16 protein-coding genes and 1 pseudogene are annotated in these 25,902 nt (G+C 47.9%); 10 read left to right on the forward strand and 7 right to left on the reverse strand.

What is annotated here, in order from left to right:
• Positions 1-176: 176 nt before the first annotated feature.
• The 3 genes from ACYVSB_RS05335 to dnaB all read left to right on the forward strand — a co-directional run bounded on the left by ACYVSB_RS05335 (position 177) and on the right by dnaB (position 4,694).
• A complete protein-coding gene (locus ACYVSB_RS05335) occupies positions 177-2,195 on the forward strand; it encodes a DHH family phosphoesterase (RefSeq protein WP_125599508.1) in 2,019 nt (672 codons plus the stop codon).
• Between the two features lie 324 nt (positions 2,196-2,519).
• Positions 2,520-2,972, forward strand: a complete 453-nt coding sequence (rplI, locus tag ACYVSB_RS05340) for a 50S ribosomal protein L9 (RefSeq protein ID WP_125599511.1) — start codon at positions 2,520-2,522, stop codon at positions 2,970-2,972.
• Between the two features lie 324 nt (positions 2,973-3,296).
• Complete coding sequence (dnaB, locus tag ACYVSB_RS05345; RefSeq protein WP_125599514.1) at positions 3,297-4,694, forward strand: replicative DNA helicase; 1,398 nt, start codon at positions 3,297-3,299, stop codon at positions 4,692-4,694.
• A 282-nt stretch (positions 4,695-4,976) separates the two neighbouring features.
• On the opposite strand, the gene ACYVSB_RS05350 is transcribed toward dnaB, so the two are convergent.
• Positions 4,977-6,512 carry an IS3 family transposase gene (locus tag ACYVSB_RS05350; protein ID WP_461218686.1) on the reverse strand — a complete coding sequence of 512 codons (1,536 nt, stop codon included), beginning with the start codon at positions 6,510-6,512 and terminating at the stop codon, positions 4,977-4,979.
• A gap of 1,058 nt (positions 6,513-7,570) precedes the next feature.
• Here ACYVSB_RS05350 and ACYVSB_RS05355 point away from each other — a divergent pair.
• Positions 7,571-8,569 carry an IS30 family transposase gene (locus tag ACYVSB_RS05355; RefSeq protein ID WP_461218687.1) on the forward strand — a complete coding sequence of 333 codons (999 nt, stop codon included), beginning with the start codon at positions 7,571-7,573 and terminating at the stop codon, positions 8,567-8,569.
• Between the two features lie 378 nt (positions 8,570-8,947).
• Here the strand turns inward: ACYVSB_RS05355 and ACYVSB_RS05360 are convergent, their stop codons facing one another.
• Positions 8,948-10,288 (reverse strand): IS1380 family transposase, encoded by a 1,341-nt coding sequence (locus ACYVSB_RS05360; RefSeq protein WP_152164843.1) that lies wholly within the window; start codon positions 10,286-10,288, stop codon positions 8,948-8,950.
• A 190-nt stretch (positions 10,289-10,478) separates the two neighbouring features.
• Here ACYVSB_RS05360 and ACYVSB_RS05365 point away from each other — a divergent pair, with 190 nt between their 5' ends.
• Together ACYVSB_RS05365 and ACYVSB_RS05370 are read left to right on the forward strand one after the other, a co-directional pair.
• Positions 10,479-11,204 (forward strand): hypothetical protein, encoded by a 726-nt coding sequence (locus ACYVSB_RS05365; RefSeq protein WP_461218688.1) that lies wholly within the window; start codon positions 10,479-10,481, stop codon positions 11,202-11,204.
• A 16-nt stretch (positions 11,205-11,220) separates the two neighbouring features.
• Positions 11,221-12,390 (forward strand): SPFH domain-containing protein, encoded by a 1,170-nt coding sequence (locus ACYVSB_RS05370; RefSeq protein ID WP_436444339.1) that lies wholly within the window; start codon positions 11,221-11,223, stop codon positions 12,388-12,390.
• 298 nt (positions 12,391-12,688) lie between these two features.
• On the opposite strand, the gene ACYVSB_RS05375 is transcribed toward ACYVSB_RS05370, so the two are convergent.
• Positions 12,689-14,056 carry an IS1380 family transposase gene (locus tag ACYVSB_RS05375; RefSeq protein ID WP_021730603.1) on the reverse strand — a complete coding sequence of 456 codons (1,368 nt, stop codon included), beginning with the start codon at positions 14,054-14,056 and terminating at the stop codon, positions 12,689-12,691.
• 84 nt (positions 14,057-14,140) lie between these two features.
• Here ACYVSB_RS05375 and ACYVSB_RS05380 point away from each other — a divergent pair, with 84 nt between their 5' ends.
• Positions 14,141-19,762 (forward strand): SpaA isopeptide-forming pilin-related protein, encoded by a 5,622-nt coding sequence (locus ACYVSB_RS05380; protein WP_461218689.1) that lies wholly within the window; start codon positions 14,141-14,143, stop codon positions 19,760-19,762.
• Positions 19,763-20,150: 388 nt separating this feature from the next.
• Here the strand turns inward: ACYVSB_RS05380 and tnpC are convergent.
• The 4 genes and pseudogenes from tnpC to ACYVSB_RS05400 all read right to left on the reverse strand — a co-directional run.
• Positions 20,151-21,347 (reverse strand): annotated as a pseudogene (tnpC, locus tag ACYVSB_RS05385) (IS66 family transposase); the annotation flags it as partial.
• A gap of 24 nt (positions 21,348-21,371) precedes the next feature.
• Positions 21,372-21,725, reverse strand: a complete 354-nt coding sequence (locus ACYVSB_RS05390; protein WP_461218690.1) for a transposase domain-containing protein — start codon at positions 21,723-21,725, stop codon at positions 21,372-21,374.
• Positions 21,726-21,841: 116 nt separating this feature from the next.
• Positions 21,842-22,225 (reverse strand): IS66 family insertion sequence element accessory protein TnpB, encoded by a 384-nt coding sequence (gene tnpB, locus ACYVSB_RS05395; RefSeq protein ID WP_461218691.1) that lies wholly within the window; start codon positions 22,223-22,225, stop codon positions 21,842-21,844.
• Entirely contained in the window at positions 22,215-22,397 is a 183-nt protein-coding gene (locus tag ACYVSB_RS05400; RefSeq protein ID WP_225048191.1) for a hypothetical protein, read from the reverse strand. Before ACYVSB_RS05400 ends, tnpB begins: the two co-directional genes overlap by 11 nt.
• 571 nt (positions 22,398-22,968) lie before the next feature.
• Between ACYVSB_RS05400 and ACYVSB_RS05405 the strand changes: the two genes are divergently transcribed.
• From ACYVSB_RS05405 to ACYVSB_RS05415, 3 genes are all read left to right on the forward strand, one after another.
• Positions 22,969-24,201, forward strand: a complete 1,233-nt coding sequence (locus ACYVSB_RS05405; RefSeq protein ID WP_461218692.1) for a replication initiation factor domain-containing protein — start codon at positions 22,969-22,971, stop codon at positions 24,199-24,201.
• A gap of 77 nt (positions 24,202-24,278) precedes the next feature.
• The gene (locus ACYVSB_RS05410) at positions 24,279-24,542 is read left to right on the forward strand and encodes a DUF3173 family protein (protein WP_225048761.1); all 264 of its coding nucleotides are present in this window, start codon (positions 24,279-24,281) and stop codon (positions 24,540-24,542) included.
• Positions 24,539-25,672: a site-specific integrase gene (locus ACYVSB_RS05415; protein ID WP_461218693.1), complete on the forward strand. Its 1,134-nt coding sequence runs from the start codon at positions 24,539-24,541 to the stop codon at positions 25,670-25,672. Before ACYVSB_RS05410 ends, ACYVSB_RS05415 begins: the two co-directional genes overlap by 4 nt.
• Positions 25,673-25,902 lie beyond the last annotated feature (230 nt).

Genomic DNA, 25,902 nt, shown 5'->3' on the forward strand with positions numbered 1-25,902 from the left:
CGTTTTCCCGGCCAAGGGGCTATTCGCGGTCGCTGGTGGTTAACAGGCGGCGCCAGCCCGGGGATTTTTCGCGTTGACCGTGGGCATTTGCGCTGGGGTGGCTTCCGAATCACTAAATTTATGTTAAAATGGGAAGAGTAAGTAGCTTTTTGGAGAACGAACGACGAAGGGGTACTATGAAGAAACTGATTAGTTTTTTACGAAAAAAAATCGCCATCCCCACTTTTTTCGCGGATGTTCAACTGCGGGTGATTGCCCTAACTGTTTTGGGAATCGCCATCGCGGCCAGTATTGTGGCCATGATTTTGAACCCGATTTTCGGGATCGTGTTCTTGGTCGCGATTATTTTGCTAGTGGGGGTCATTTTTTACGGATTTGAAGTTTTATCAAAGAATACCAACCGTTATGTTTCCGACCTGTCTTATCGAATCAAGCGTGGTGAGCAAGAAGCGTTGATTCAAATGCCGATCGGGATCATGCTGTTTGACAAAAATTACGAGATCCAGTGGGTCAATCCGACGCTGCAGAAATATTTAGGCGATCGGACCGTCCTCGGCCATAAAATCGCCGAAGTGGACGCCAATTTGGCCAAGTTGATCACCAGCCATCCAGGCGATGAAGTCAATCGAATCGTGGACTGGGACGATTATAAGTTTGAGATCACCCTGCAAGAGAAGGCGGGCGCGCTGTATTTGCTGGACGTGACGCACTCGGCCAAGATCGAGCAGCGTTTCTTGGAGCAGCAAGTGGTGATCGGCCAAATTTTCGTTGATAATTACGACGAAATCACCCAAAGCATGGACGATCAAAGCGTTTCTAATCTAAGTAATTATTTGACCAATCGGTTGAGCAACTGGGCCAACCGTTATGAAATGTTCTTGAAACGGGTCGATGAAGATCATTTCTTTGTTTTGGCGTACGCGAAAGCGCTGAGCAAGGCGGAGGCCAACAAGTTTCAAATTTTGGACCGGATTCGCGAGGATACGTCCGCCCAGAACTTCCCGATCACGCTGAGCATTGGGTTCGCCTATGGCAACGATGATTTGGCCGAATTGGCGATCACCTCCCAGAATAATCTGGATCTCGCCTTGGGCCGGGGTGGCGACCAAGTGGTGGTGCGGGCCAAGGACCAGCAAGCGCGTTTCTATGGCGGCAAGACTAACCCAATGGAGAAGCGGACGCGGGTGCGGGCGCGGATGATCAGTCAGGCGCTGCAAGGCCTATTTACGCAAGTTGATGACATTTACGTCATGGGTCACAGCCATCCTGATATGGACGCGATCGGCGCCTCCTTGGGTATTCGCCGGATCGCGCAAATGAACAACGTCAAATGTCACGTGGTTTTGGACCAGTCTTCGATCCATTCTGACGTGCAGCGCCTGGTTAAGGAAATCAGTCGCTATCCTGACTTGGTCAAGTGCATTGTCACGCCAGAACAAGCCGTCGAGTTGGCCACGCCGAAAAGTATGCTGATCCTGGTTGACCATTCGAAGCCGTCGATCTCGATCAGTCCGGAGCTGTATCACAAATTGGAGCAGCGCGTGGTCATTATCGATCATCACCGCCGAGGCGAAGAGTTCCCGGAGAATCCAATGTTGACCTACATTGAACCTTATGCCAGCTCCACCTGTGAGTTGATCGCCGAGATCTTCGAATACCAGCCAACCGACGCCGAACCGTTGAACAAAATCGAAGCGACCGCCATGCTGGCCGGTATTTCCGTCGATACCCGCTCCTTTGCCCAACGCACGGGCACGCGGACCTTTGACGCCGCTAGTTACCTGCGTTCCGTCGGCGCCGACAATGGCATGGTCCAGCGCCTGCTGAAGGAAAGTCCCAACGACTTTATCCAACGGAACCATTTGATCGATTCGATGGAAATGGTCAAACCCAATATTGCCGTGGCGAATGGTGAAGAAGATCAAACCTATGATCCTGTTTTGGCCGCGCAGGCAGCGGACACCATGCTGAACCTATCCGGCATCGACGCCTCCTTTGTGATCTGCCGCCGCCTGGATGACATGGTGGGCATCTCCGCCCGCAGTATTGGCGATGTCAATGTCCAAATCATCATGGAGAAAATGGGCGGTGGTGGTCACTTATCCAATGCCGCCACCCAAATCAAAGGGACCTCAGTCGCCCAAGCGCGCAAGCAACTGCTCGAAATCCTCAACGCCGACGACACAGACGCGTAGCAGTCATTGGCGCCACTGGAGCACTGGACCTGGCGCCATTACTGGAAATGGGTAGAAATTGCAGTAATGGACGCCAATCACAAGAAATTTGCAAGAAATGACTGTGAATCGCTAGAAATTGCTAGCAATGACTGTAAATCGCCAGCAATGGCCGTGAATTTCTGACAATTTCCAGTGAGTCCCAGTATTTCCGCCAAGTTCCACGCGGTCGGGGCGAGCTATTTTCGCCAAGCTTGATCGCGATATTTCGACTTTCCGTTAGAAAAGGTCGCATTTTTTGCGCAAATCAGTTAGTATTTTTAGGTAGACAAGGAGGCTTTTCGCATGAAAGTTATTTTTCTCAAAGATGTTCGCGGCAAAGGCAAACGTGGGGATATCAAAGAGGTACCCGACGGCTATGCTCGCAACTTCCTCTTCAAGAACGGGGCCGCGAAAGAAGCGACCAAGAACGCCGTTAGCCAATTAAAAGGCCAACAAAAGGCTGAGGCCAAGCAAATCGCCAATGATAAAGCCGCGGCCATTGCGGTCAAGGCACGTTTGGAAGCCGATGAAACCGTGGTGGCGATCCATTCTAAGGCGGGCTCTGACAGTCGCTTATTCGGCTCCGTGCCCAGCAAACAAATTGTTGAGGCGTTGGCCGCTCAGTTTGACATCAAGATTGACAAGCGCCGGCTGCAACTTGCTGAACCGATCAAGAGTTTAGGTTATACCAATGTGCCGGTTAAATTATTCAACGGTGTCAACGCCAAGATCCGGGTGCACATTACCGCGGAATAACAGGTCGCGACATCGCACACGTTATAACACCGACATAACGTCGGCAGCGTGTCCGTAGGTCGTGGCAAAATTGCTGATATAACGTTATAACGCTAACTTGAACGTCCAAATCGGCAAGATAACCTACAAGTGAAATGAGGATCCAGTCTGATCAGACCGGCCTTGTTTGAAAAACTGGGACTGGTAACAAAACAACTGTTTTGTCTCAGTCCCTTTTTACTAGAATAAATCAGAAATTTACTAGAATAATAGCGAGAAACGCCAAGGCGAAGCAACGGTAACAAGCAGCCATGTTGTGCTACCGTGTTGTAGATAGGAGTAATGATGGATAACAATTTATTAAGCCAAGTGCCACCAAACAATCCGGAGGCCGAGGCCGCCGTGTTAGGTGCGATTTTCTTGGCGCCGGAAGCAATCATTGATGCAATGGAATATCTCACCCCAGAAGACTTCTATCGTCATGCCAATCAGCTGATTTATCAGGCCATGGTGGCGATCAATGATCGCGGTGAACAGATCGATACCGTTACCTTGCGAAATGAATTGGAGAGCCATAATCAACTCGATGATATTGGTGGCGCCACCTATTTGGGCGAGTTGGCGGTGGGTACCCCAACACCGCGGAACGTGGTTTATTATGCCAAGATCGTTGAAGAGAAATCCCAACTACGTAAACTGATCGGTGCTTCCACGCGGATCATTAGTCAGAGTTTTCAGCAAAAGGACGACGCCGCAACGATCCTTGATGATGCCGAGCGGGCGATCTCTGATGTTGGTCAGAACCGCAATCGTAATGGTTTCAAGCAAATCAGTGATATCTTGACCGAATCGCTGACGCATATCGATGCCTTGACCAAGAACGATAGCAGTATCACTGGATTGAGTACTGGCTACACTGATCTGGACCGCATTACCGCTGGCCTCCATGAGGATGAGTTGATCATTCTGGCCGCCCGTCCCGGCGTTGGTAAAACGGCGTTCGCGTTGAATATCGCCCAGAATATCGGCACTTCCGATGTGGATACGTCGATTGCGATTTTCAGTTTGGAAATGGGCGCCGAATCTTTGGTCAACCGGATGATCTGCGCGGAAGGTAGCATTGATGCCAATCACCTGCGGACTGGCAATCTGAACGATTCAGAATGGCAACAATTGGTCGTGGCCATGGGTAGTTTGGCAAAGGCGAAGATTTTCATTGACGACACGCCCGGGGTCAAAATGGCGGAGATCCGCGCGAAAAGTCGACGGCTGCAACAAGAACAGAAAAATCTAGGCTTGATCGTGATCGATTATCTGCAATTGATCGAAGGTTCTGGTCAAGAGAACCGGCAACAAGAAGTCTCCGCAATTTCCCGGCAGCTGAAGAAACTGGCCAAGGAATTGCACGTGCCAGTCATTGCCTTGTCGCAGTTATCGCGGGGTGTTGAACAACGCCAAGATAAACGACCGGTGCTCTCAGATATTCGAGAATCGGGCTCAATCGAGCAGGATGCCGATATCGTCGCTTTCCTGTATCGGGATGACTATTACCGCGCCGAAGAAGACGGCAGTGACGGTGGTCCAACAGGTCCAGCCGCACCAGCCAATGATGATGAGCAAAATGTCGGCCCTGTTGAAGTGATCGTCGAGAAGAACCGGGCCGGCGCTCGAGGAACGGTCAATTTACTATTTATTAAGTCCTACAATAAGTTCTCCTCGATTTCACCCCGGGGTGATAATTAGATTATTTCCCGGGAAATAAACGTCTCAAACGAATGAAATTCAGAATCGCGGTGTAAACTGCCCTTTAGGACGCTTTGCTAAATCAATATTATATAATGTGCTGATGGAATGTGCCACAAACGTGCCACCCCACGAAAAAAGAGAAGCGTGTTGGCTTCTTTTTTTTACTAGCAAAACGTTATACTGAGTTCGGGCTTCTTGTAACTCCGATTTTAACTTGATGTCAATGGCAATTTAAAAATGTAGGTTGGGGCGTGCGGACGTTTTTCTGGACTTTCAACCTCAGGCAACCTTGCTCTGACGGTATTCTTGCGGGCTCTTTCCTCCTAAAACTTTTTTTCTTCGTTTTGTGTTATACCACTCAATATATTGATTCAGTTCTTTGGTGAAATCATCAACAGATTTTCCCAGCCAACTTCTGTTGTAGAAGAATTCAGTTTTTAGGTGACCAAAGAAGCTCTTTGCTAGAGCATTATCTGGGGTGCTGGCTTTCTTCGACATAGAACGTGTGAAGCCAAATTCATCCATCAACTCAATCCACCCCGGCCACCTGTAATGAGCCCCTCGATCTGAATGTACAACAGGCTTCTCGTCAGGCGCAAGGGTCTCTGCCGCAGCGCTAAGCATTGTGTTAACGAGTTCCGCATTAGGACTAGTGCCAATTGTCCAACTCGTGATTTGACCGTCAAAGCAGTCAATTAGCGGTGATAAGTACACCTTCCCAGCCTGGATAGAAAACTCCGTAATATCCGTGACGAACTTCTGGTTGGGAGCTTCGGCGTGAAAATCTCGATCGAGGATATTGGGTACGGCCGGCGTGATTTCACCTGCATACGAGTTGTATTTACGACATCGCGTAACGGTGACTTCTAGCCCTTCCTCGACCATTAATCGGCGGATTACTTTCTCGGAAAGATGGATGCCTTCATCATCTAATTCCATCTTAATTCGGCGGTATCCATAGCTCTCGTAGTTCTGTTTGAAGATGATTCTTAAGCGCGGGCGAACAGCCTCATATTTGTCACCCTTGGCGATGGCATCACGTTGATAGAAGTAGCTACTCTTCGAGAGCTGTAATACTCTGAGTAGTGTTTGGAGTGAGTATTTGTCACGTAGGGCATCAATCACCTGTACCTTTTCTCGATTGGTCAGGTTTAGATGGTCGATGCCCAGATCTTTTTTTAGAAGGGCGTTTACCTGAAGGAGAATATCATTTTGAAGCTCAAGTTCTTTGACTCGAGCTTGAAGACTTGAGATTTCTGGGTCAGTGGCTTTTGAGGCACGTTCTTCATCTAGTGAGCCAGATGTCTGTTTTGCGGGAAAATTCTTTCCAAGAACGTCTTTCTTCCAATCATAAAGTGTATCACGGCTTACTCCGAAATCTTCTGCAATTTCTTTGGCAGGAGCCTCACGCTTATAAAGCGCCTCAACAGCTTTGGCCTTAACTTCTTCCGTTGCGGCGGGTTTATTCACAACTGTACGACTCCGCAACGTATCATCGCAACGCAGGTCTTCGAGAAGCCAGTCGCGAAGAAGTTGGCGTGAGGGATATCCAAGCGCCTTGACTGTCTTAGTGATGAACTGCCCGTGCTCAAAGAAGTGATCCACTGCGGCCTGGCGCTGAGCATCAGAGTACTTGGGTTTTCGCTTTCGAGGAGTATCGGCAAGCACCGCCTTGGGATCTTCTTCATAATCTTTGACCCACCGTTTTAAAGCGCCTAAAGATGGATAACCTAATTCTCGGGTTACTGCACTCCATGAATGATGATATTGGTAGTAGAGCTCGATAGCTCTTTTCTTGTCTGCTTTTGAATACATAATGACATCATACCCGAAGTCCAGGATTTTGTCCGCAGGTCCTTTCCTACATTTTACGATTGCCATTTACACTTGAAGTGCAAAAGCTGATAAACTAGGCCAAAAAGGCCATGATAACCTTGCTTATAAGCACCTTATGCATATAAGAAAGGAGTCATCATGACCAACTCTCAGATTAGCACGACAGGACAACATCAATAACTCAGTTTAGACGAACGGTGGGAAGCTTTAAGCACTCCATCAAGCTGCTTTTGTCATCGTTCAAACCGCCGAGTAGATTTATCGCAACAAGTTTACGGTTAGCCGTGAACTCAGACGTGGCAATACCGAACAGATCCGTGGTGCTGGCAGACACTACCGGCGTTACTTTGCCGAAATCGGTGTTGCCGTATACGAGAAGAACAGTGCTTCGTGTTGCCCAGGCACACACTTAGAGCGGTGCTCAGAATTCTACGCAGAGCTTATGGTGGTGCTCAGAGTGTCTCCTCGAATCCGCAGCGTTGATAGCTTTGTGCACAGATATAAGAGGGTACATCCAGAACTGCCATGCCGGTTTAGCGCGACATCGACAAGAGCCTCTTAGAGGTGCTTAACGGTGATCTACGGATGAAGCCACCCATCATTTTCCAAAATTAGGATGGAGCCAAACCTTTTCGGATGCTTTGCGGCATTTTTGTATACGCTATCCGTAACATGGCTACTCTTTGTGCATTAAATTTCGTGGCAAACAAGCTTCCAGTTCTTTATCCTTTGCGAATGTCTATAGTTTTGATTTTTTGAAGCAGGTCCTTAAATTGTTAGATGGCCGTAAGCGTGTTTGGTTTGCAGCTTTCAATCGATGCCGTTTAAGTCGTGGGTGCTGTTGCGCCTTTTGGACTTATACTGAATAACCAGTTTTTCAGTCGAACACATGGAGCGTCTGTTTTTAGGTTACGTTTGAACGCATTGTGACGAATTTACAATGTAAGTGCAACAAATTAGCCAAATAGAAAAGACTCATAGCCTGAGTCCTTGTAAAATGGAATCACCACAACACCAGATACAAGGAGAACTCGGCTATGAGCCCGTACACACATCTTAACCTAAAAGAACGCGAAGCGATACTACTTGGTCTCAATAATGGTCTCACTCAGGCCGCAATTGCCAAGTCACTTGGCCGCTCAAAGAGTTCAATCAGCCGCGAAATCTCCCGCAATGGCGGTTGGCGGCACTACTCCGTCTCAGATGCCCAGGTTCGCTATCAGACCGTTCGGGAGAAGTCCCGTCGTCATCGCATTCTTGAGGATAATGGCATTCGTGACTTTGTCATCCATGGCATCGTCGAGCACCATTGGTCTCCCGAACAGATTGCCGGGCGCTTGCGGTACGAACACAGCCCGATGCAGATCAGTTACGCGACCATCTACCGCGGGATTTATCGCGATAATCTGGGAGTTCCACGCAAGAGCCACGGCCCTCGTGGACTGCCTCGCCAACTGCGCCATCGAGGTAAGACACGTAAAGTTAAAGGGACAATCAATGAACGGCGTGGTCGCTTCAACGATGCCCCATCAATCCACGAGCGCCCCATTTCAGCCGAAAACCGTAGCCGGTTCGGCCATTGGGAAGGTGATACGGTTCGTGGAAAGACCGGGCGATCAGCCTTGGTCACGCTGGTGGACCGAAAGTCACGCTTCCTGCTCTCAATGCGCGTGTGGAAGGTTAATGCGGACAACGTCAAAGACGCAATGGTCCAGCTCCTGGAATCACAACCCAACAATCGGGTTCGTACCGTGACGCCAGACCGGGGCAGTGAATTCGCTCGATACCCCGAGCTGGCCGAAGCGCTAGGCACTAAGGTATTCTTCCCGGATCCCCACGCGCCACATCAGCGAGGAACCAACGAGAATACAAACGGGCTGATTCGGGAGTATTTCCCTAAGAGTACCGACTTGGACCTCCAAACCGACGATGACATCGCAGCCTTCGTCGAACAACTGAATAACCGACCACGCAAGGTCTTAGGCTGGAAGACACCGTCCGAAGTCTACATGGGCAAAAAGTTGCACTTGATTTGACAAATCGTCGTTATACAAGTGGAATAAACGGTGGAAGTCTGGTATATTTAAGGTGTGTAACTGTAATCAAAACCACATCAGGTTAGTAATATAAATTAACATACGGTTAGACGCGGAAACTCGAATTTCAAGAAAGTGGGGTGTTCACATTATCACGTATAAATTTAGGGGTAGAAATTCAACCATGGAAAGAGGTAAAAAACATGGATCCTGGATTATTCACCTCGGTATTTGGGACATGAAATCGCATCTGGCCGGTCTGAAAGCAACGTTTGGAGCGTTGCGAATACTGACTGAGCGGAGAAGTTGGTGATCGATGCACCACGAACAGACCGACCCAGTTTTCGGCTCGACGCACGACCTATTCAGTTATTCAGTTCAGGTCGCCAACTGATGGACTTCGTCCATGAGCCGACTAAACCAGTTCTTGTAAACATAGTTAGAAGCAAGATGAATCACCACACGACGGGCGTGCCAAGTAATCCTACCGGCGATGTGAAAGAGACTGAACCGTAGCGAGGAGATGGTTGAACGACGGTCTTCCGAGACAAAGAGCTGTTTAAAGAGCTGAACCAGGTTATAGGCAATACCGGTGATCAAGGCTCGTGCAGTGTTCCGTGCAAAAGTTGAGCTGTCTGTTTTGTCAAAGCCAAACCCGCATTTCAGCTCCTTAATTTGGTTCTCAGCATTGCCCCGCTGTCTATAGGTCTTGAACAAAGTCTCTGGAGCCTCGGAGGCCAGGCTGGTCACTACGAATGCGTGGTTCCAGGGAACTAGCTCATCTGCCGTATGAGTAGAACATACGATAACACGGCGAGCTTTACCCCATGACGCGGCCTGATACTTGAATTCGTGGTAGACGCATTTGCTCTCTTCATATTTTGGAGGGCAATCCACTAAGGCCGTTTCTGCCAGCTTCCCAAGCTTTGAATTTGCCTTGAGTCGAACCAAAAAGTCGACGCCATGTGTGTCGCACATCTCGTAAAATTTTGGCGCAGCAAACCCCGAATCGCCTCGAATGATGACGCTGGTGCTTTGAGGGAGCGCCGATAGGCGCGAAAAAGTTGTCTCGACGAACTTATCGGCTTCCTTGCCGGTGTACTCATTGCCAGGGCGCATCAAGGCGTCTAAGAGCAACCCGGACTCTTGATCAAATACAACCTGAGGGTGATATCCATAGGCCATATAGTGAGCGTTGAAGGCGGACCGTTCTTGATTACCGAAAGTATCACAATGCGTTGAGTCTATATCCAGCACGAAGCGGGATTGACCACTAAGACGGAAAGCCAAGGCGGCTACTTGCCAGATAAGCTTCCGAAAGTCATCTAGGTCGGCGTCTTCAAGGCGCTTGAAAAACCGTGAAAGTGAGGGCTGTGAGACTAGCCGAGAGCTACCCAAGGTGGCCGCCAGTACGGGATCACGTTGCCAGTCATTGGCACTACTGTCATGTAAATACCCGGCAACGTCGAGCAACAATTTTTCCAAGAAGATGTCGATCATCGAGGCCTTCCAGAATCGTCGTTGGTCTGGTAACTTGAGGCACTGATTGGCAAGTTGCCTAAAGTTGATACGATGAAGAAACTCTTGGAACAAAACGAGCCCGGCGTCATTTGAAAGTTGACCGCCGTCGGCGGTCACAGTCACATTGGTATTGCATTGCAGGGATAAGCTGGTTAAAGTTGAGATGGTGTGAAGCCTCGCTTTCGTGATGGTTTTCATCGACTCAACCTTAGCATATAGGCGCACCCAATGGGTGAAACACCAAAGCAGCGCAGTCCCGTGTGAATCATGGGATTGCGCTGCTTTTTTGAAATTCTATGAATAATCCAGGATCAATATATTGAAAACGCCGTCTAAATATAGCGTATAATATGAGCAGCTGTAAGCATAATGGAGAGGAAGTGCAAGAATGGGCAAAGGTTATCAGTTGCAACCTAATGAGAATGTCTTGATGCGCACTAAAGAATTTCGAGTAAATGGGTATTCTACACAACTTGAAGAAGTCATTTTAACTACAAAAAATCTAGTCATTGAATGGCATGGCAAAAAGCGTGGTGATGGTACTGGCGCCACATTGGCAGATATTGGTAGTACCTTGAAAGAAGCTTACACATTAGGCTTGTTGAAAGATAAGAATACCATCGATGTCATTCCACTACGTATGATTAAAACTGATCAACAACGGGCGCAGGTATTGTTAAATATTCAATCTGGGCGACCTGCGTTGGATATTTATTTCACTGATGGTGGTCAACTTAGTTTGTATACCGTTGTAGACAGTTGGTCACAAAAACGTGCCCATACGATGGAGCAAAAGAAGTTACTACCGTGGGTGTTGGCTATTAATCAGGCGGTCACCGGTACTGAAATCAACGAAGCCGATGTTTTGGCAACAGCCCCGACTCATTTCGACAAGGCAGTACCAGGGACTCGGTTGGTGGCAGAGACGTTGAAAGATACTGTGGGGACGATCGGTGAGGCGTTTGGTGTAAAGCTTGGCGGTGCAGCTAACCAGAATGTGAAATCGGCTCGAAAGAATGTGACGGCACACTGTAGTGGCTGCGGCGCGCCAATCGGCGGTCTCGAAGGTAGTATTGTTCGGTGCGACTATTGTGATACGGATAATCAGTTGTGATGAGGGGTGAAGGCACATGGGAATGATTCAGGCATTTACTGGTGCGATTGGTGGTACCTTTGCCGATCAATGGAAAGATATTATTACAGCAGGATTCTTTGATGAGCATACCGTTGTTGCACCTGGTGTTTTAAAGCAAACCAATAATGGCCGAGGTAGTAACACGCAGGGCTCTGATGGCGTGTTAACGACGGGGTCTAAGATCTTTATCCCTGAAAATACGGCAGCCTTTGTGTTTAGCCAATCGGGAATCGAGGAAGTGATTACTCAAGCTGGGGGATATGAATATACTGCCGGCCAAGATAGCATCTTTACGGACGATGACGATTCACTGATTGGGCGTTTCTCACGTTCGATTGTGGATCAAGCCAAGCAGCGCTTAGCGTATGGCGGTCAGACCGATGATGAAAAGCGTGTCGCATATGTTAATCTGCGTGAGATTCGCGGGATTAAGTTTGGAACTAAAGGGCCATTAATGTATAACGATGGTTTCTATGGTACTGATTTGTCTGTTCAGGGATATGGTCACTTCTCATTGCAAGTTACTGATCCCACACGCTTTATTCAGAATTTTGTACCTGCTAATACTAGTTATTATACTTTCGATGATGCGCAAGTACGGTCTCAGATCCTTAGTGAATTTCTGCAATCGTTTATGGTCAGCCTCAATGCGCTATCGGCGCAATATCGGATCTCGCAATTACCTGCACAGGCTAACATGTTGGTGGAAACGATAAAGAATGATGGCGGAAATGCTGGTACTTGGCAAGACCGCTTTGGTTTCGAATTGCGTAGTGTTGCCATTGAAAATATTTCCTTCTCCGCGGATTCACAGGCCTTGGTTCACCAGTATTCTGAAAATAAGATGAATGTGAAGGCTTATGAAGACGTGAGTCAGCAGGCAGCAGATATCGCCGCACAACAAAACATCTCTAAGGGCATCAACCAACATGGATTTGGCGACGCGGCGGGAATGGTAATTGGCGCAAATATGGCGCAACATCTTGATCCGATGACCGCGAGAACTGGATCAACCGTGCCCCAATCTCAAGCGACGCCGGGAGCAGCGACTTTATCGCTTGCGGAGCAAATTGAGATGGTCAAGAAACTTCAGGAGTTGCTGACTGCCGGTATTCTATCTCAAGAAGAATTCGACCTCAAGAAAAAAGAAATTCTTGGTCTATGATTTCTAACAGTATGATGTGAATTAATGATTTTTTAATAAGTAAACGTTGATTAATAGTATCGGTTATCTGCCAGATATTTAAGTAAATGCGACGCAATATCATGAATAATTGGAGAACGGATAAGTATTCCTGGATTATTCACCTCGGTATTTGGGACATGAAATCGCATCTGGCCGGTCTGAAAGCAACGTTTGGAGCGTTGCGAATACTGACTGAGCGGAGAAGTTGGTGATCGATGCACCACGAATAGACCGACCCAGTTTTCGGCTCGACGCACGACCTATTCAGTTATTCAGTTCAGGTCGCCAACTGATGGACTTCGTCCATGAGCCGACTAAACCAGTTCTTGTAAACATAGTTAGAAGCAAGATGAATCACCACACGACGGGCGTGCCAAGTAATCCTACCGGCGATGTGAAAGAGACTGAACCGTAGCGAGGAGATGGTTGAACGACGGTCTTCCGAGACAAAGAGCTGTTTAAAGAGCTGAACCAGGTTATAGGCAATACCGGTGATCAAGGCTCGTGCAGTGTTCCGTGCAAAAGTTGAGCTGTCTGTTTTGTCAAAGCCAAACCCGCATTTCAGCTCCTTAATTTGGTTCTCAGCATTGCCCCGCTGTCTATAGGTCTTGAACAAAGTCTCTGGAGCCTCGGAGGCCAGGCTGGTCACTACGAATGCGTGGTTCCAGGGAACTAGCTCATCTGCCGTATGAGTAGAACATACGATAACACGGCGAGCTTTACCCCATGACGCGGCCTGATACTTGAATTCGTGGTAGACGCATTTGCTCTCTTCATATTTTGGAGGGCAATCCACTAAGGCCGTTTCTGCCAGCTTCCCAAGCTTTGAATTTGCCTTGAGTCGAACCAAAAAGTCGACGCCATGTGTGTCGCACATCTCGTAAAATTTTGGCGCAGCAAACCCCGAATCGCCTCGAATGATGACGCTGGTGCTTTGAGGGAGCGCCGATAGGCGCGAAAAAGTTGTCTCGACGAACTTATCGGCTTCCTTGCCGGTGTACTCATTGCCAGGGCGCATCAAGGCGTCTAAGAGCAACCCGGACTCTTGATCAAATACAACCTGAGGGTGATATCCATAGGCCATATAGTGAGCGTTGAAGGCGGACCGTTCTTGATTACCGAAAGTATCACAATGCGTTGAGTCTATATCCAGCACGAAGCGGGATTGACCACTAAGACGGAAAGCCAAGGCGGCTACTTGCCAGATAAGCTTCCGAAAGTCATCTAGGTCGGCGTCTTCAAGGCGCTTGAAAAACCGTGAAAGTGAGGGCTGTGAGACTAGCCGAGAGCTACCCAAGGTGGCTGCCAGTACGGGATCACGTTGCCAGTCATTGGCACTACTGTCATGTAAATACCCGGCAACGTCGAGCAACAATTTTTCCAAGAAGATGTCGATCATCGAGGCCTTCCAGAATCGTCGTTGGTCTGGTAACTTGAGGCACTGATTGGCAAGTTGCCTAAAGTTGATACGATGAAGAAACTCTTGGAACAAAACGAGCCCGGCGTCATTTGAAAGTTGACCGCCGTCGGCGGTCACAGTCACATTGGTATTGCATTGCAGGGATAAGCTGGTTAAAGTTGAGATGGTGTGAAGCCTCGCTTTCGTGATGGTTTTCGTTGACTCAACCTTAGCATATAGGCGCACCCAATGGGTGAAACACCAAAGCAGCGCAGTCCCGTGTGAATCGTGGGATTGCGCTGCTTTTTTGAAATTCTATGAATAATCCAGGTGGATAAAAGGAAAATTGGACAGCAAATATATGCTTTAGTTTTAGTGCTTCTGCTGTTCTTACAATCCTCGGCACAAGTTGTAGGGGCGGTGACGGCTAGCTCTAGCGGTACTAATGATCCCAAGACTGTTCAACTTTTAGAGGCTACTCAGGAAACACCTGGATTGCGAACAATTGGACTGAAACTTTCGCTAAACAATTCAACGGATGAAATTGTTCAAGAGCAAGTTTCAGTATCCTTCTCAGGTGATCAGCAACTACAAGAGACCGCCGATGCCAACATTGTTGATGATGCTCATAGGGTTGTTGGACAATACTCCTATTCAAACAGCCACTTACAGCTATATTTGGCTGGCAATATTTCTGGAACAGCAACGATCCAACTAGGCCTCACAGACACTTCATCCTTAGAAGGATCTGTCAATTTCTCAACGGATGGTCAAAACGTTACTGCAAAACTGTCTGATACTACCTCAGTAGCAAAAGCTGATAAACCTTCAGCCAATGTTAGCAGCAAGGCTGCATCTAGTGTTGCGTCGAAGAGCCAAACCGCAAAGACAATTTCTGAGAGTGCTGAGGGCAATGATATCTCACAATATTTGCCAGATGACTCCAAAGGAACAATCATTACCGGAGCAAATATTGAATTCACAGATAGCAAAGGTAATACTGTTGATCCCACACAAGTGAGAAAAGATACCAATCTTAATTTTCAATATACGTGGGCAATTCCGGATGAGCTGAAAGACGGATACCAAGTAAAAGATGGTGACTATTTCTCATTTAAGTTACCTGAAGGAGTTACCTATAAACCAGGTACGGGAACCCTCGGTGACTATGGAACTTATAGCATAGCTGCTGATGGCACAGTTAAGTTCACCTTTAACAGTGATGTTGAAAACGTGAACCACATTGAAGGGATATTTAGTTATACTTCTACCATCAGCAGTGATTCATCGTCTGGCAAAGAAGACATTGTCATTGACACGACTACTGGGCCGGTAACGATACCAATTGTTGTTCAGCCATCAGGTGATAACGACATCGCAAAGACTGGTCAACTAACTGGCGCTAACACATCTGGAAATAATCCGACTGGGATTACGTGGAACGTTACAATTAATACCAATGGTCAAGAGCTAGAGAATGCAACGATTTCTGATCCTATGCCAAGTGATACTACCAACACTGTGCCAACCACGCTGAAATCGGTTAGTGTATATCTCTTAACAGTTGATCTGAATGGGAATGTGACTAAAACTGGCGATCCTCTTAAAGAAGGTACAGATTACAAGGTTGAAAATGGAAAAATTACGTTTATTGGTGCATATGCGGATACCTATCAGGCTTTCAAGATCGAATACACTAGCGACATTGACTCGAGCAAGTTGCCTGATGATGGTGGAAAAGTAACCTTTACGAACAAGGCTACTTTAACTAATAACGGTAAAGACTATCCAGCAAGTGCGACTGTCAATGCAAACTACGGTAAACTTTTAAGTAAGAGCTATGATGGTCCGGATAGCAATGGCAGTCAGAAGTATAACTGGCATATTGACTACAATTATGGTGAGAAGGCACTGCCTGCCAACACCAAATTAGTAGATAAGTTATCTGAAGGTCAAATATTTCCTACTGACAACAAGCTTTCAATAGTTGATGAGGCTGGTAATGCTATCAGTTCCGATCAATATCAGGTAGCTTACAACGAAGCTAGAACCGAAATGACGATTACCTTCCCCAATGGGCTCAACATGGGAGTCAAGATTTCATATCAATCGCAAGTCACAAAATCAATAGACGCTGATGGAGAAAAAATTAGTAACTCTGTAGAAAGCAATGGCAAAACTTCGAATCCTGGGGAAAAGCAAGCCGACCAGCAGGGCCTAACTAAGTCTCGTGGAGCCGTTGATTATAACGCCAAGACTGTAACGTGGAATTTCGATATCAATAAGGCTCGTCAGGATATGAGTGACTGGACGATGACTGATCCGGTTCCGGATGGACTGACTGTGGACTATAGCTCTTTTGTTCTAACAGATGTTCTAACAGACAAAGATACTAAAAAGGTTCTGAAAGAAGGCGAAGACTATACTGTTAACCCCGATGGTAACGGGTTTAAAGTTACTTTTGAAGGCGCGCTCAAAGACCATGCTAAAAATTGGTATACGTTGAGCTATAAAACTACCTTTGAAACGAATAGCCTTCCAGCTAGTGGTACATGGACTAATACTGCTAAGGCGACTTGGAAAGACAAAGATGGTGGCAAACACACTAATGAAGGGAAAGACCACTTTACTCCTAAGACTGAGTTTAAAAATGATGGTACCAAGTCCGGAAGTTACAATGCCGTTTCAAAACAAATTACTTGGACTGTGGTTGTTAACTACAATCAACGTAAACTTAGCAACGCTTCCATCACTGATCCAATCATTGGTGACCAAGACTATGTTGCAGATAGTGCCAAGCTATACGAAGCTTCTATTAAGGTAGATGGTTCATATGTTTTAGGTGCACAAGTTACTTCTGCTAATATTTCCTTTGACAATAATAAGAAACAACTTAGTGCAAAATTACCAGAGGATAGCGCTAAAGCTTATGTATTGACTTACCAGACTAGCCTTTCAGGTAAGGTGATTGATCAGAAGTCCTATGACAATACAGCAACCTACACAAACAGCGGGAAGTCTAGTGATTTGACGGCTAAGGTGACAGTGCCGAACAGTGGCAATGTTCTGGATAAAAGCGGTAAACAAGATCCAGCAAACTCTGCTTATGCTTTATGGACTTTATGGGTCAACAAGGCACAGTCAACCTTCAGTAATGCGGTTGTTACCGATGAGCCTTCTGACAACCAGATCATCGATGAAAGTTCAATTGTAGTCTATCCAGGAAAGGTATCTTCTAATGGGACCTTTACTGAAGATACGAGCAATCCATTAGTACTTGATAAGGACTACTCGCTGGACCTACAAACTGATAATGCGACGGGTAAGCAGACATTGAAGATTTCTTTTGCAAACGAAATCAGTTCGGCTTACTCAATTCATTATCGTTCATTGATTAACTCGTCAAAGATTAATGATACGTTGACCAATACAGCATCGATATCCGGTAAGGGTGAAAAAGATGTTGATAACAATACCAGTGGATCGACGGCAGTAGTAAACAATAGCGGGTCGGCAACTGGTAAGAACACCAATCTTGTTCTCACCAAGAGTGATGCTGATACCAAAAAGTCAATTTCTGGAGCTTCTTTTGAACTTTGGTCTGATGTTTCTGGACAAAAGGGACAGTTGCTTCGCAAAGGCACAACAGATGCATCTGGCAGTATTACTTGGAACAATCTTAAATCTGGGAAGTATATTTTAGTTGAAACAAAGGCCCCAGATGGGTATGTAATCTCTACCATTTTGGCCAATGGTAAGGAAATTAACCTTCAGTATAGTGATGCAAACGATGATAATAACGTTTCTATTTCGGAAACTAATCAAAAAGGAAAAGTTACGGTTGAGAAGTCTGATGCTGATGGCTCAGGCCCTTTAGCTGGAGCGGTATTTGATCTTTACAAGAAAGATGGGACTAAGGTTGCTTCAGATCTTAAGACAGAATCAGATGGCACTGTAAGTTACACTGGTCTTAATGCTGGTGAGTATTATGTTGTTGAGACAAAGGCCCCTGCTGGATATAAGCTAGATGCAACACAGCATGCTTTTACTATCGATGGAAACAATATCCAAGTAAAGGTTTCAATAACGGATGAGAAAGCATTGGGAAGCGTTCTTCTAACAAAGACCGATGGTGACACAGGTAAAGCCCTGGCGGGCGCTGTGTTTGATCTTCATAAGAAGGACGGGACGAAGGTTGCTAGTGGCTTGACCACCGATGCCAAGGGTCAGATTAAAGTTGATGACCTGAAGCCAGGCGACTACTACTTTGTTGAAACTGCCGCCCCTGCTGGTTATAAACTAAATGACAGTCAGCTGAGCTTCACGGTTGAACTACAAACAACCACCAAGGTCGCGACCGTATCGGCCACAAATGCCGAAAAGACCGGTTCCGTTGTTCTGAATAAGACGGACGGTGATACAGGTAAAACCTTGGCGGGCGCTGTGTTTGATCTTCATAAGAAGGACGGGACGAAGGTTGCTAGTGGCTTGACCACCGATGCCAAGGGTCAGATTAAAGTTGATGACCTGAAGCCAGGCGACTACTACTTTGTTGAAACTGCCGCCCCTGCTGGTTATGAACTAAATGACAGTCAGCTGAGCTTCACGGTTGAACTACAAACAACCACCAAGGTCGCGACCGTATCGGCCACAAATGCCGAAAAGACCGGTTCCGTTGTTCTGAATAAGACGGACGGTGATACAGGTAAAACCTTGGCGGGCGCTGTGTTTGATCTTCATAAGAAGGACGGGACGAAGGTTGCTAGTGGCTTGACCACCGATGCCAAGGGTCAGATTAAAGTTGATGATCTGAAGCCAGGCGACTACTACTTTGTTGAAACTGCCGCCCCTGCTGGTTATGAACTAAATGACAGTCAGCTGAGCTTCACGGTTGAACTACAAACAACCACCAAGGTCGCGACCGTCTCGGCCACAAATGCCGAAAAGACCGGTTCCGTTGTTCTGAATAAGACGGACGGTGATACAGGTAAAGCCCTGGCGGGCGCCGTGTTCAATCTGTATAAGAAGGACGGGACGAAGGTTGCCAGTGGCTTGACCACCAATGCCAAGGGTCAGATTAAAGTTGATGACCTGAAGCCAGGCGACTACTACTTTGTTGAAACTGCTGCCCCTGCTGGTTATGAACTAAATGACAGTCGGCTGAGCTTCACGGTTGAACTACAAACAACCACCAAGGTCGCGACCGTCTCGGCCACAAATGCCGAAAAGACCGGTTCCGTTGTTCTGAATAAGACGGACGGTGATACAGGTAAATCCCTGGCGGGCGCTGTGTTTGATCTGTATAAGAAGGACGGGACGAAGGTTGCCAGTGGCTTGACCACCAATGCCAAGGGTCAGATTAAAGTTGATGACCTGAAGCCAGGCGACTACTACTTTGTTGAAACTGCCGCCCCTGCTGGTTATGAATTGAATGACAGCCAGCTGAGTTTCACGGTTGAATTGCAAACAACCACCAAAGTTGCGACCGTTTCAGCTACGAACGCCCAAAAGACCGGTTCCGTTGTTCTGAATAAGACGGACGGTGATACAGGTAAAGCCCTGGCGGGCGCTGTGTTTGATCTTCATAAGAAGGACGGGACGAAGGTTGCTAGTGGCTTGACCACCGATGCCAAGGGTCAGATTAAAGTTGATGACCTGAAGCCAGGCAACTACTACTTTGTTGAAACTGCTGCCCCTGCTGGTTATGAATTGAATGAGGGTAAGCTTTCATTTACTATCGACCTACAAGTTAGTGGCAAACAGTCTGTAGTTAAGGCTAAGAATTTTAAGAAGAGTTCATCACAAAGTAACAACGATAAGCACAAAGGCGACCAAAACCTGCCTGCTACAGGAGATGCCAATAGTTCAGTAACGACACTGATGGGGGTAGTTTTGTTGCTCAGTATGTTCACCTACGGTCTTTTCAATCTTTACAGACGAGAACGCCAGTAGAGGTAGAGAATGCAGGTCTCTGGTGCCAAACGATTATTCAGTGAAGTAAAAGAACTTCGACTCAAATTTTTAGAGCGTCAGTAAACCGCTAACAATTAGTAATCACCTAATAATCGACCGTACGAAGGAACCCCACAAACTTGTTTTTTGAGATTGTGGCTCTTCGTCAAGTAGAGTTGATAGCTTTTTTTATGAAGCACTTGGGCCTTAACTGGTCTAGGTGCTTTTCTTATGCCCTTTCATTCGTAAGTACCCAATAACTGTAAGCACGTAAGCACTCAATAACGTAAGCACCCAATATCAGACCGGTAAGCACCTAATAACCGACCGTATCACGCAAAAACAGCGCACTCGTCACCGAATAACCCGGTGGCGGGTGCGCTGTTGCTTAAGCGGTCTGCTTTGCCACGATCTCATTCTGATGCCACGGCAAATAAGCTGCCAACTGTTCCTCAGTTGGCTCGGCGCGATACTGAGATAGATCCTCCAGAAGCTGCTCGATGTAGCGCCTCGGATCCAGCCCGTTGGCCTTGGCAGTTTCCACCAGTGTCATCCAAATCGCGTTGGCTTCGGCACCCTTGGGGCTGGTGGCGAAGAGCCAGTTCTTCCGGCCGATGACAAACGACTTCATGTTCCGTTCGGACGCGTTGTTGCTCAAATCAACTTCACCATAATCCAGTACCCGGTTGAGCAGTTGGCGCTGGTTCCTGGCGTAGGTTAGCGCTTTGCCAAGCCGCGACTTAGGGGTCGCTTCTGCCGCATCACACCAGGTCCAAAACGCATCAATCACCGGCTTCAGTTCTGCCTGACGCCGCTTCAGTCGCTCTGCTGGGTCAAGCAGAACCCACTTGGCCTCTAGCGCAAACATCTCATCGAGCAGGGCTAGCGGCTTGGTGGTGGTGAAGCTGCCCTTGACCTTGACCGCGTCGTCGAAGAACTTACGCCGCACATGCGCCCAACAGCCTACTCGCACCACACTGTCGCCCAGGAGATTGTAGCCGGAATAGCCGTCACATTGAAGGACGCCGGTGAAGCCTTGATAGAGATTCTGGGCGAACTTACCTGAGCGGTTATTGCCGTAGGCGTAGTAGATCATCGGGTGATCGGCCAGCCGAGTGGTGCGCGCAACCCAGATGTAGGACTTGCTGCGGGGCGCTTTGCCTGGCTCGCGCAGGATCTGAAACGGGGTCTCGTCACCCTGTAAGAACTTATGCGCCTTCAGTCGCGCGTGGATTAAGTCATAGACCGGCCTGACCAGGTTGGCGGCTTTGATCACCCAGTTGGTCATGGTGGTTTCGCTAAGCGTAAGCCCCGCCCTTTGCCACTCCAGGCGCTGGCGGTACAACGGCGTGCCGAGCGTGTACTTCTGGTGAAGCACCTCGGTCACCAATGACGGTGTCGCCAGGCTATGAGGAAACAGAGCTTGCGGTGCGGCGCCTTGATATAAGTGAGCCTCGCCATCGGTACGCTCACAATCCGTGCACTTGTAACGTGTTTCGTAGATCCGCTCAACGAATAGATAGCCTGGCTTGTAATGCACGACATCGCGGACGAAATGCTTACCCACCTTGGTTAAGGCGTGGCCATGTTCACAGTGATCGCGGCCGGGTTAGATGATGGTCTCTCGCACCGGGAGCGCCGGATCGATGGTTTCCTCGCGCTTTTTCTTGGGCTTTCGCTTCGCTAGCCGGACGACTGTTTCTTCGCTTTGGTTCCCAGTCTGCTCTGGGTCGGTAAAAACACCTTCGTCCTCCAACAATGAGAGCTGGTTTGGATCCGTCAGCTTCTCAGAGTGAGCACCAAAGAGTTTCCGAGTCAGATACGCGACTTGCTCGGTCAGGGTTTGAACCTGCTTTGTGAGGTCGCGATTCTGCGCTAGTAACTGCTTGTTCAGCTCCTGGAATTGATCTGCTTGTTTTTGATCCAGGAGCTGCCGAAGCAGTTCTTCAGTCGTTTCTGCCATGAAGGGTCGCCTTCGTTTCAATCAAGATGGGCTGAGTGTACCACTGATACGATGGGCTTCCTAGCACTTTTTCGTGGACAGTTGGCGGTGCTTGTCCAGATGGTTTCTTGGACAGATCACTGCTTATTTTGAATCGTTTTTTGATCCACTTTGCCTCCTTTCCCAGGCTGGTAGGGTTTGATGGTCGACTCCAGCCCCCAGCCCGTCAGAAGCCGTTCAAGCTGCTTGGCGTGGAGCTTCTTGACCTCGTTTTGCGTCGTCGGCCACTGAAAACGGCCATCCTCGATGCGCTTGTACAGGAGCACGAAGCCATCGCCTGCCCAGTACAGAGCCTTAAAGCGGTCTTTGCGACTGCCACAAAACAGGAATAGAGCCCGGCTGTATGGATTCAGCTGATAGTCTTCCTTGATGACGCCGGCGAGGCCATCGATGCCACGACGCAGGTCTGTCTTGCCACAGATCAAGAAGATGCCACTGAGCTGGCGGAGATCAATGAGCATTCGCAAACACCGCCTTCATCAAGGCATCCAGGATGTAGCCTTGGATGTGGTTGTAGACGACCACGGTTTTGTTGGCGTCGAGCTTGATCTGAAGTGCCTTGGTTGGCACGCTCTGCGGTCGGCGCTGGTCGTCTTCCAGTTTAATGCGTACGATTTCGGGTTTTTGTTCCATAGAAATACCTCACCAAGTTAGATTTGATGAGGTAAGCGTACAATGCACGGAGCGGGATTCATATGCGGTCAGTTATTGGGTGCTTACGAGAAAAGACAAATTTCTCCAGTAAATTATTTATGGTATCAGCTAGCAACAAATCAAATTGTTGCATAGTCGTCCAAAAATATGGAGGCAACGCGAATGCAGCAGTGGTCGCAGGGTAATCATGTTCAAGCAATGGGAGAAGTCTTCATGTTAAGATCCTGTTACAGTTCAACTTTCAGTTTCAAAATACGTCCTACAAACAGTCTGTATATGTTGAGAGCGAATGTTCTCACATACCTTCCGGAGGGGTCTTGCAACGCATCGCCGTCGTGCGCGGCGTGCAGCGCGAAAGCCGCTAGCGCGAGCGGCGGCGGTCGGCGTTAGCCGGCCGCCTCAAGCCCCCAGTATCTAATAGGGGGGCAGAGATAGGAACGTATTAACAAAACACAGGGTAGAAATGCCGAAGGCAAGGCATTCCCCGTAGAGACAGAGTGTCAACAGGCTAAAAAAGCTGTAAACACCAGAAAACAAAGGAGAGACGCTAATGCAAAATGATTTGACTGCGGGAATCGTGGTCACTGATTGGCTAGGTAAGTTCTGGGACTTGATGACCGAGCAGAAGTTGACGCAACAACAAGTGGCCGATAAGGTCGGGATCACCCGTGGTTACCTGAATCAGCTACTCGGCGGCAAAAAACCGCTAAACGACAATATGCGACGCCAGCTGATGTGTGCTTATCGTGAGCTATCCGGTGACGAAGCACTGACCATGTGGATCGACTATGTCCGCATTCGCTTCCCCACCCACGATGCTATCCCCATCATGACCGAGTTGTTGCAGATTAAGCCAATATTCTTCGCGCCTGACAACTGGGGCTTCTACGGCTATACCGGTAAGTTTGAACACGGCGCGATGCAAATCTTCACTTCACCAGAAGATGACGATCGCGGGACGCTACTGGAACTGAAAGGTGAAGGCTGTCGCGAATTTGAGTGTCTGCTACTTTCTCAACATCGAAGCTGGTATGACTTCTTTGAAAAGGCCAATGAACTCGGTGGTCATTACAACCGGATTGATCTTGCTATCAATGATTATGTGGACATGCTACCGGTGCAATACTTCATTGATAAGTGTGATCGCGACGAATTCACCTCAATTTTCCGGCGTATTCATAAAGACGCTAATAAAGAACACGGTGTTATTGGCCGCACGCTGTATATTGGTTCGAGAAAAAGCCAATTCTACATGTGCCTATACCAGAAAGACGCCGAACAGTTTTTCAAATATGGCACGCCGCTAGATCAGACACCAATCAAAAACCGCTTTGAGCTACGCTTAGCTGATGAACGGGCAACAAAAGCGATTGAGGCGTTGTTAAACGAGCGTGACCCTGCCAAGGTGATATTTGGTATCATCAATCGCTATATACGTTTTTTAAAACCCAACGGCAAGGCTAGAGCAAGTTGGCCGCTGGACGACCTCTGGGCGAATTTTATCGGCAAATACGGTGAGAAGCTTCGGCTAACAACCCAACCAGAGCCATTCTCTATCAAACGCACCTACAAGTGGATTGAGAAGCAAGTTGCGCCGACCTTGAAGATGTTACTCGCCTACGATTCAGCTACCGCCCAAGACATTTTGATGACGATGATTGCCAACGCTACTATCACGCAAAAGGAGATGAGTGTTCTACAAGCAATGCTCGCATCAACCGAAGAAATGATTATCCCAAGTGAGGAATCAAAAAAGAGCGACTACGCCGACCAAAGCAAGTAGTCACCCTTCACAGATAAAATATGGGTTCTATCTGTTTTGATTATCTCACTCCCGCTAAACTTTAGGAAGTGATTTGATTGAATATTAACGTACCAGCACAGCCAGTCTTCCTGACGATGACTAGAGCTGATCTTATTAACCTGGGATACAGTCAATCGCAAGCAAGCCGCATCATCAAAATGGCAAAAGAGTTGTTGCTCAAACGTGGCCTTGGATGGTACGGTAAGAAAGGCGTAGACCGTGTTCCAGTGGAAGCAGTAGACGCAGTATTAGGCTTGAAACTAAGCCAACTTGAGGGTGCACCAAGTGGCCTTTCCGCAGTTAAGGAGGAACTATCTTGACTACGAAAGACCCAATTACAAAACAAGCGGACGGCACTTTTAGCTTCCGCGTGAGCTTAGGAACTGACAAACGGACTGGCAAGCGAATTCAAAAACGCGCCAGCGGCTTCAAAACGAAAACGGAGGCGAAAAAAGCAAGAGTTGCAATGTTGGCAGCTGGGGTCGCCGATGATGAGGACATCAAGAAGACGAAGTTTGGCGAGTTTATGGAGGATGTGTTCAAGCCTTGGTACAAAACCCAAGTGAAGCCACGCACCTACCGCCAACGACTGGTTTTGATGAACACCGATTATCTGACTAGGTTCAACGACATCATCATTGACCAAATTCGGCCGATTGATGTGCAACATTGGCAAGTCAGCCTGCTCAAGGACTGTAAGCAATCCTATGCGCGTACCATCAACATTATGTTAGGCCAAGTGCTTGAACGTGCTAAGGCACTGGGTATCATCACTGAAAATCCTGTGCGGATCGTTGGCCTCATCAAGAAGAAGAAAGCAAAAATTCAGTTCTGGACGCAAGCCGACTTTCAAAAGGTGCTTACTATGACAAATACCGACACGTACACGGGCCGATTTGATTACACGATGTTGTGGTTCATGTTCATGTCAGGCTTGCGTAGCGGTGAAGCACGGGCGTTAAAGTGGACAGACGTTGATCTCGAAGCTAAGACCGTGAGCGTCAATAAGACGATGGACTATCACAACCGCAACTGGTTTGAAACGCCTGCGCCAAAGACTGCCGCTAGCCGTCGTACCGTGGCGCTTGATGATGATACCGTAGCGTGTTTAGGCGCGTGGCAGGTCGCACAAGCGGCGATGGTGAATTCCGAGTGGGTATTCTCACGCGATGGGATTCCGTGCTCTGACGGACAATTTTTGGACATTGTGGACGCGTACAGTACACTCGCCAAAGTTCAGCGAATTACCGTGCACGGCCTCCGCCACTCGCATGTGTCGCTGTTGATCAGCCTTGGTGAAAATCCACTCCAGATTAAAGAACGTCTGGGGCATGAGGATATCGAAACGACACTCGGCACTTACGGTCATCTCTACCCAAACAGTAACTTTGAAGTCGCAAAAAAGCTCAACGGGATATTCTCCAAAGAGGTGCCCGATGAGCCAAAATAACTTGGAAAGGGTCAAAACTGTGCCACCGTAAAATCGGTGGTGCTAGAAACGTTGATACCACGGGACGGGCGCGAAATGCGCGATTGTTCCCGGGAAATAATCGTGCGTTTTCACCGCCTGGCAATCAGTGATTTTCCACATTTTTCAAGTGAGATTGTGGATTCGAGAGCACAAATCCGCTCGTCCCTAAAATTGAATATTCCGTTGTAAGTGTTGCCTGTGGTCTGTAG

Source organism: Lapidilactobacillus salsurivasis (assembly GCF_054785215.1).

Coding starts and splice junctions, on each gene's coding strand:
- ACYVSB_RS05335 (WP_125599508.1), top strand. CDS start 177: ATGAAGAAACTGATTAGTTTTTTACGAAAAAAAATCGCCATCCCCACT.
- rplI (WP_125599511.1), top strand. CDS start 2,520: ATGAAAGTTATTTTTCTCAAAGATGTTCGCGGCAAAGGCAAACGTGGG.
- dnaB (WP_125599514.1), top strand. CDS start 3,297: ATGGATAACAATTTATTAAGCCAAGTGCCACCAAACAATCCGGAGGCC.
- ACYVSB_RS05350 (WP_461218686.1), bottom strand. CDS start 6,512: ATGTATTCAAAAGCAGACAAGAAAAGAGCTATCGAGCTCTACTACCAA.
- ACYVSB_RS05355 (WP_461218687.1), top strand. CDS start 7,571: ATGAGCCCGTACACACATCTTAACCTAAAAGAACGCGAAGCGATACTA.
- ACYVSB_RS05360 (WP_152164843.1), bottom strand. CDS start 10,288: ATGAAAACCATCACGAAAGCGAGGCTTCACACCATCTCAACTTTAACC.
- ACYVSB_RS05365 (WP_461218688.1), top strand. CDS start 10,479: ATGGGCAAAGGTTATCAGTTGCAACCTAATGAGAATGTCTTGATGCGC.
- ACYVSB_RS05370 (WP_436444339.1), top strand. CDS start 11,221: ATGGGAATGATTCAGGCATTTACTGGTGCGATTGGTGGTACCTTTGCC.
- ACYVSB_RS05390 (WP_461218690.1), bottom strand. CDS start 21,725: ATGGCAGAAACGACTGAAGAACTGCTTCGGCAGCTCCTGGATCAAAAA.
- tnpB (WP_461218691.1), bottom strand. CDS start 22,225: ATGCTCATTGATCTCCGCCAGCTCAGTGGCATCTTCTTGATCTGTGGC.
- ACYVSB_RS05400 (WP_225048191.1), bottom strand. CDS start 22,397: ATGGAACAAAAACCCGAAATCGTACGCATTAAACTGGAAGACGACCAG.
- ACYVSB_RS05405 (WP_461218692.1), top strand. CDS start 22,969: ATGCAAAATGATTTGACTGCGGGAATCGTGGTCACTGATTGGCTAGGT.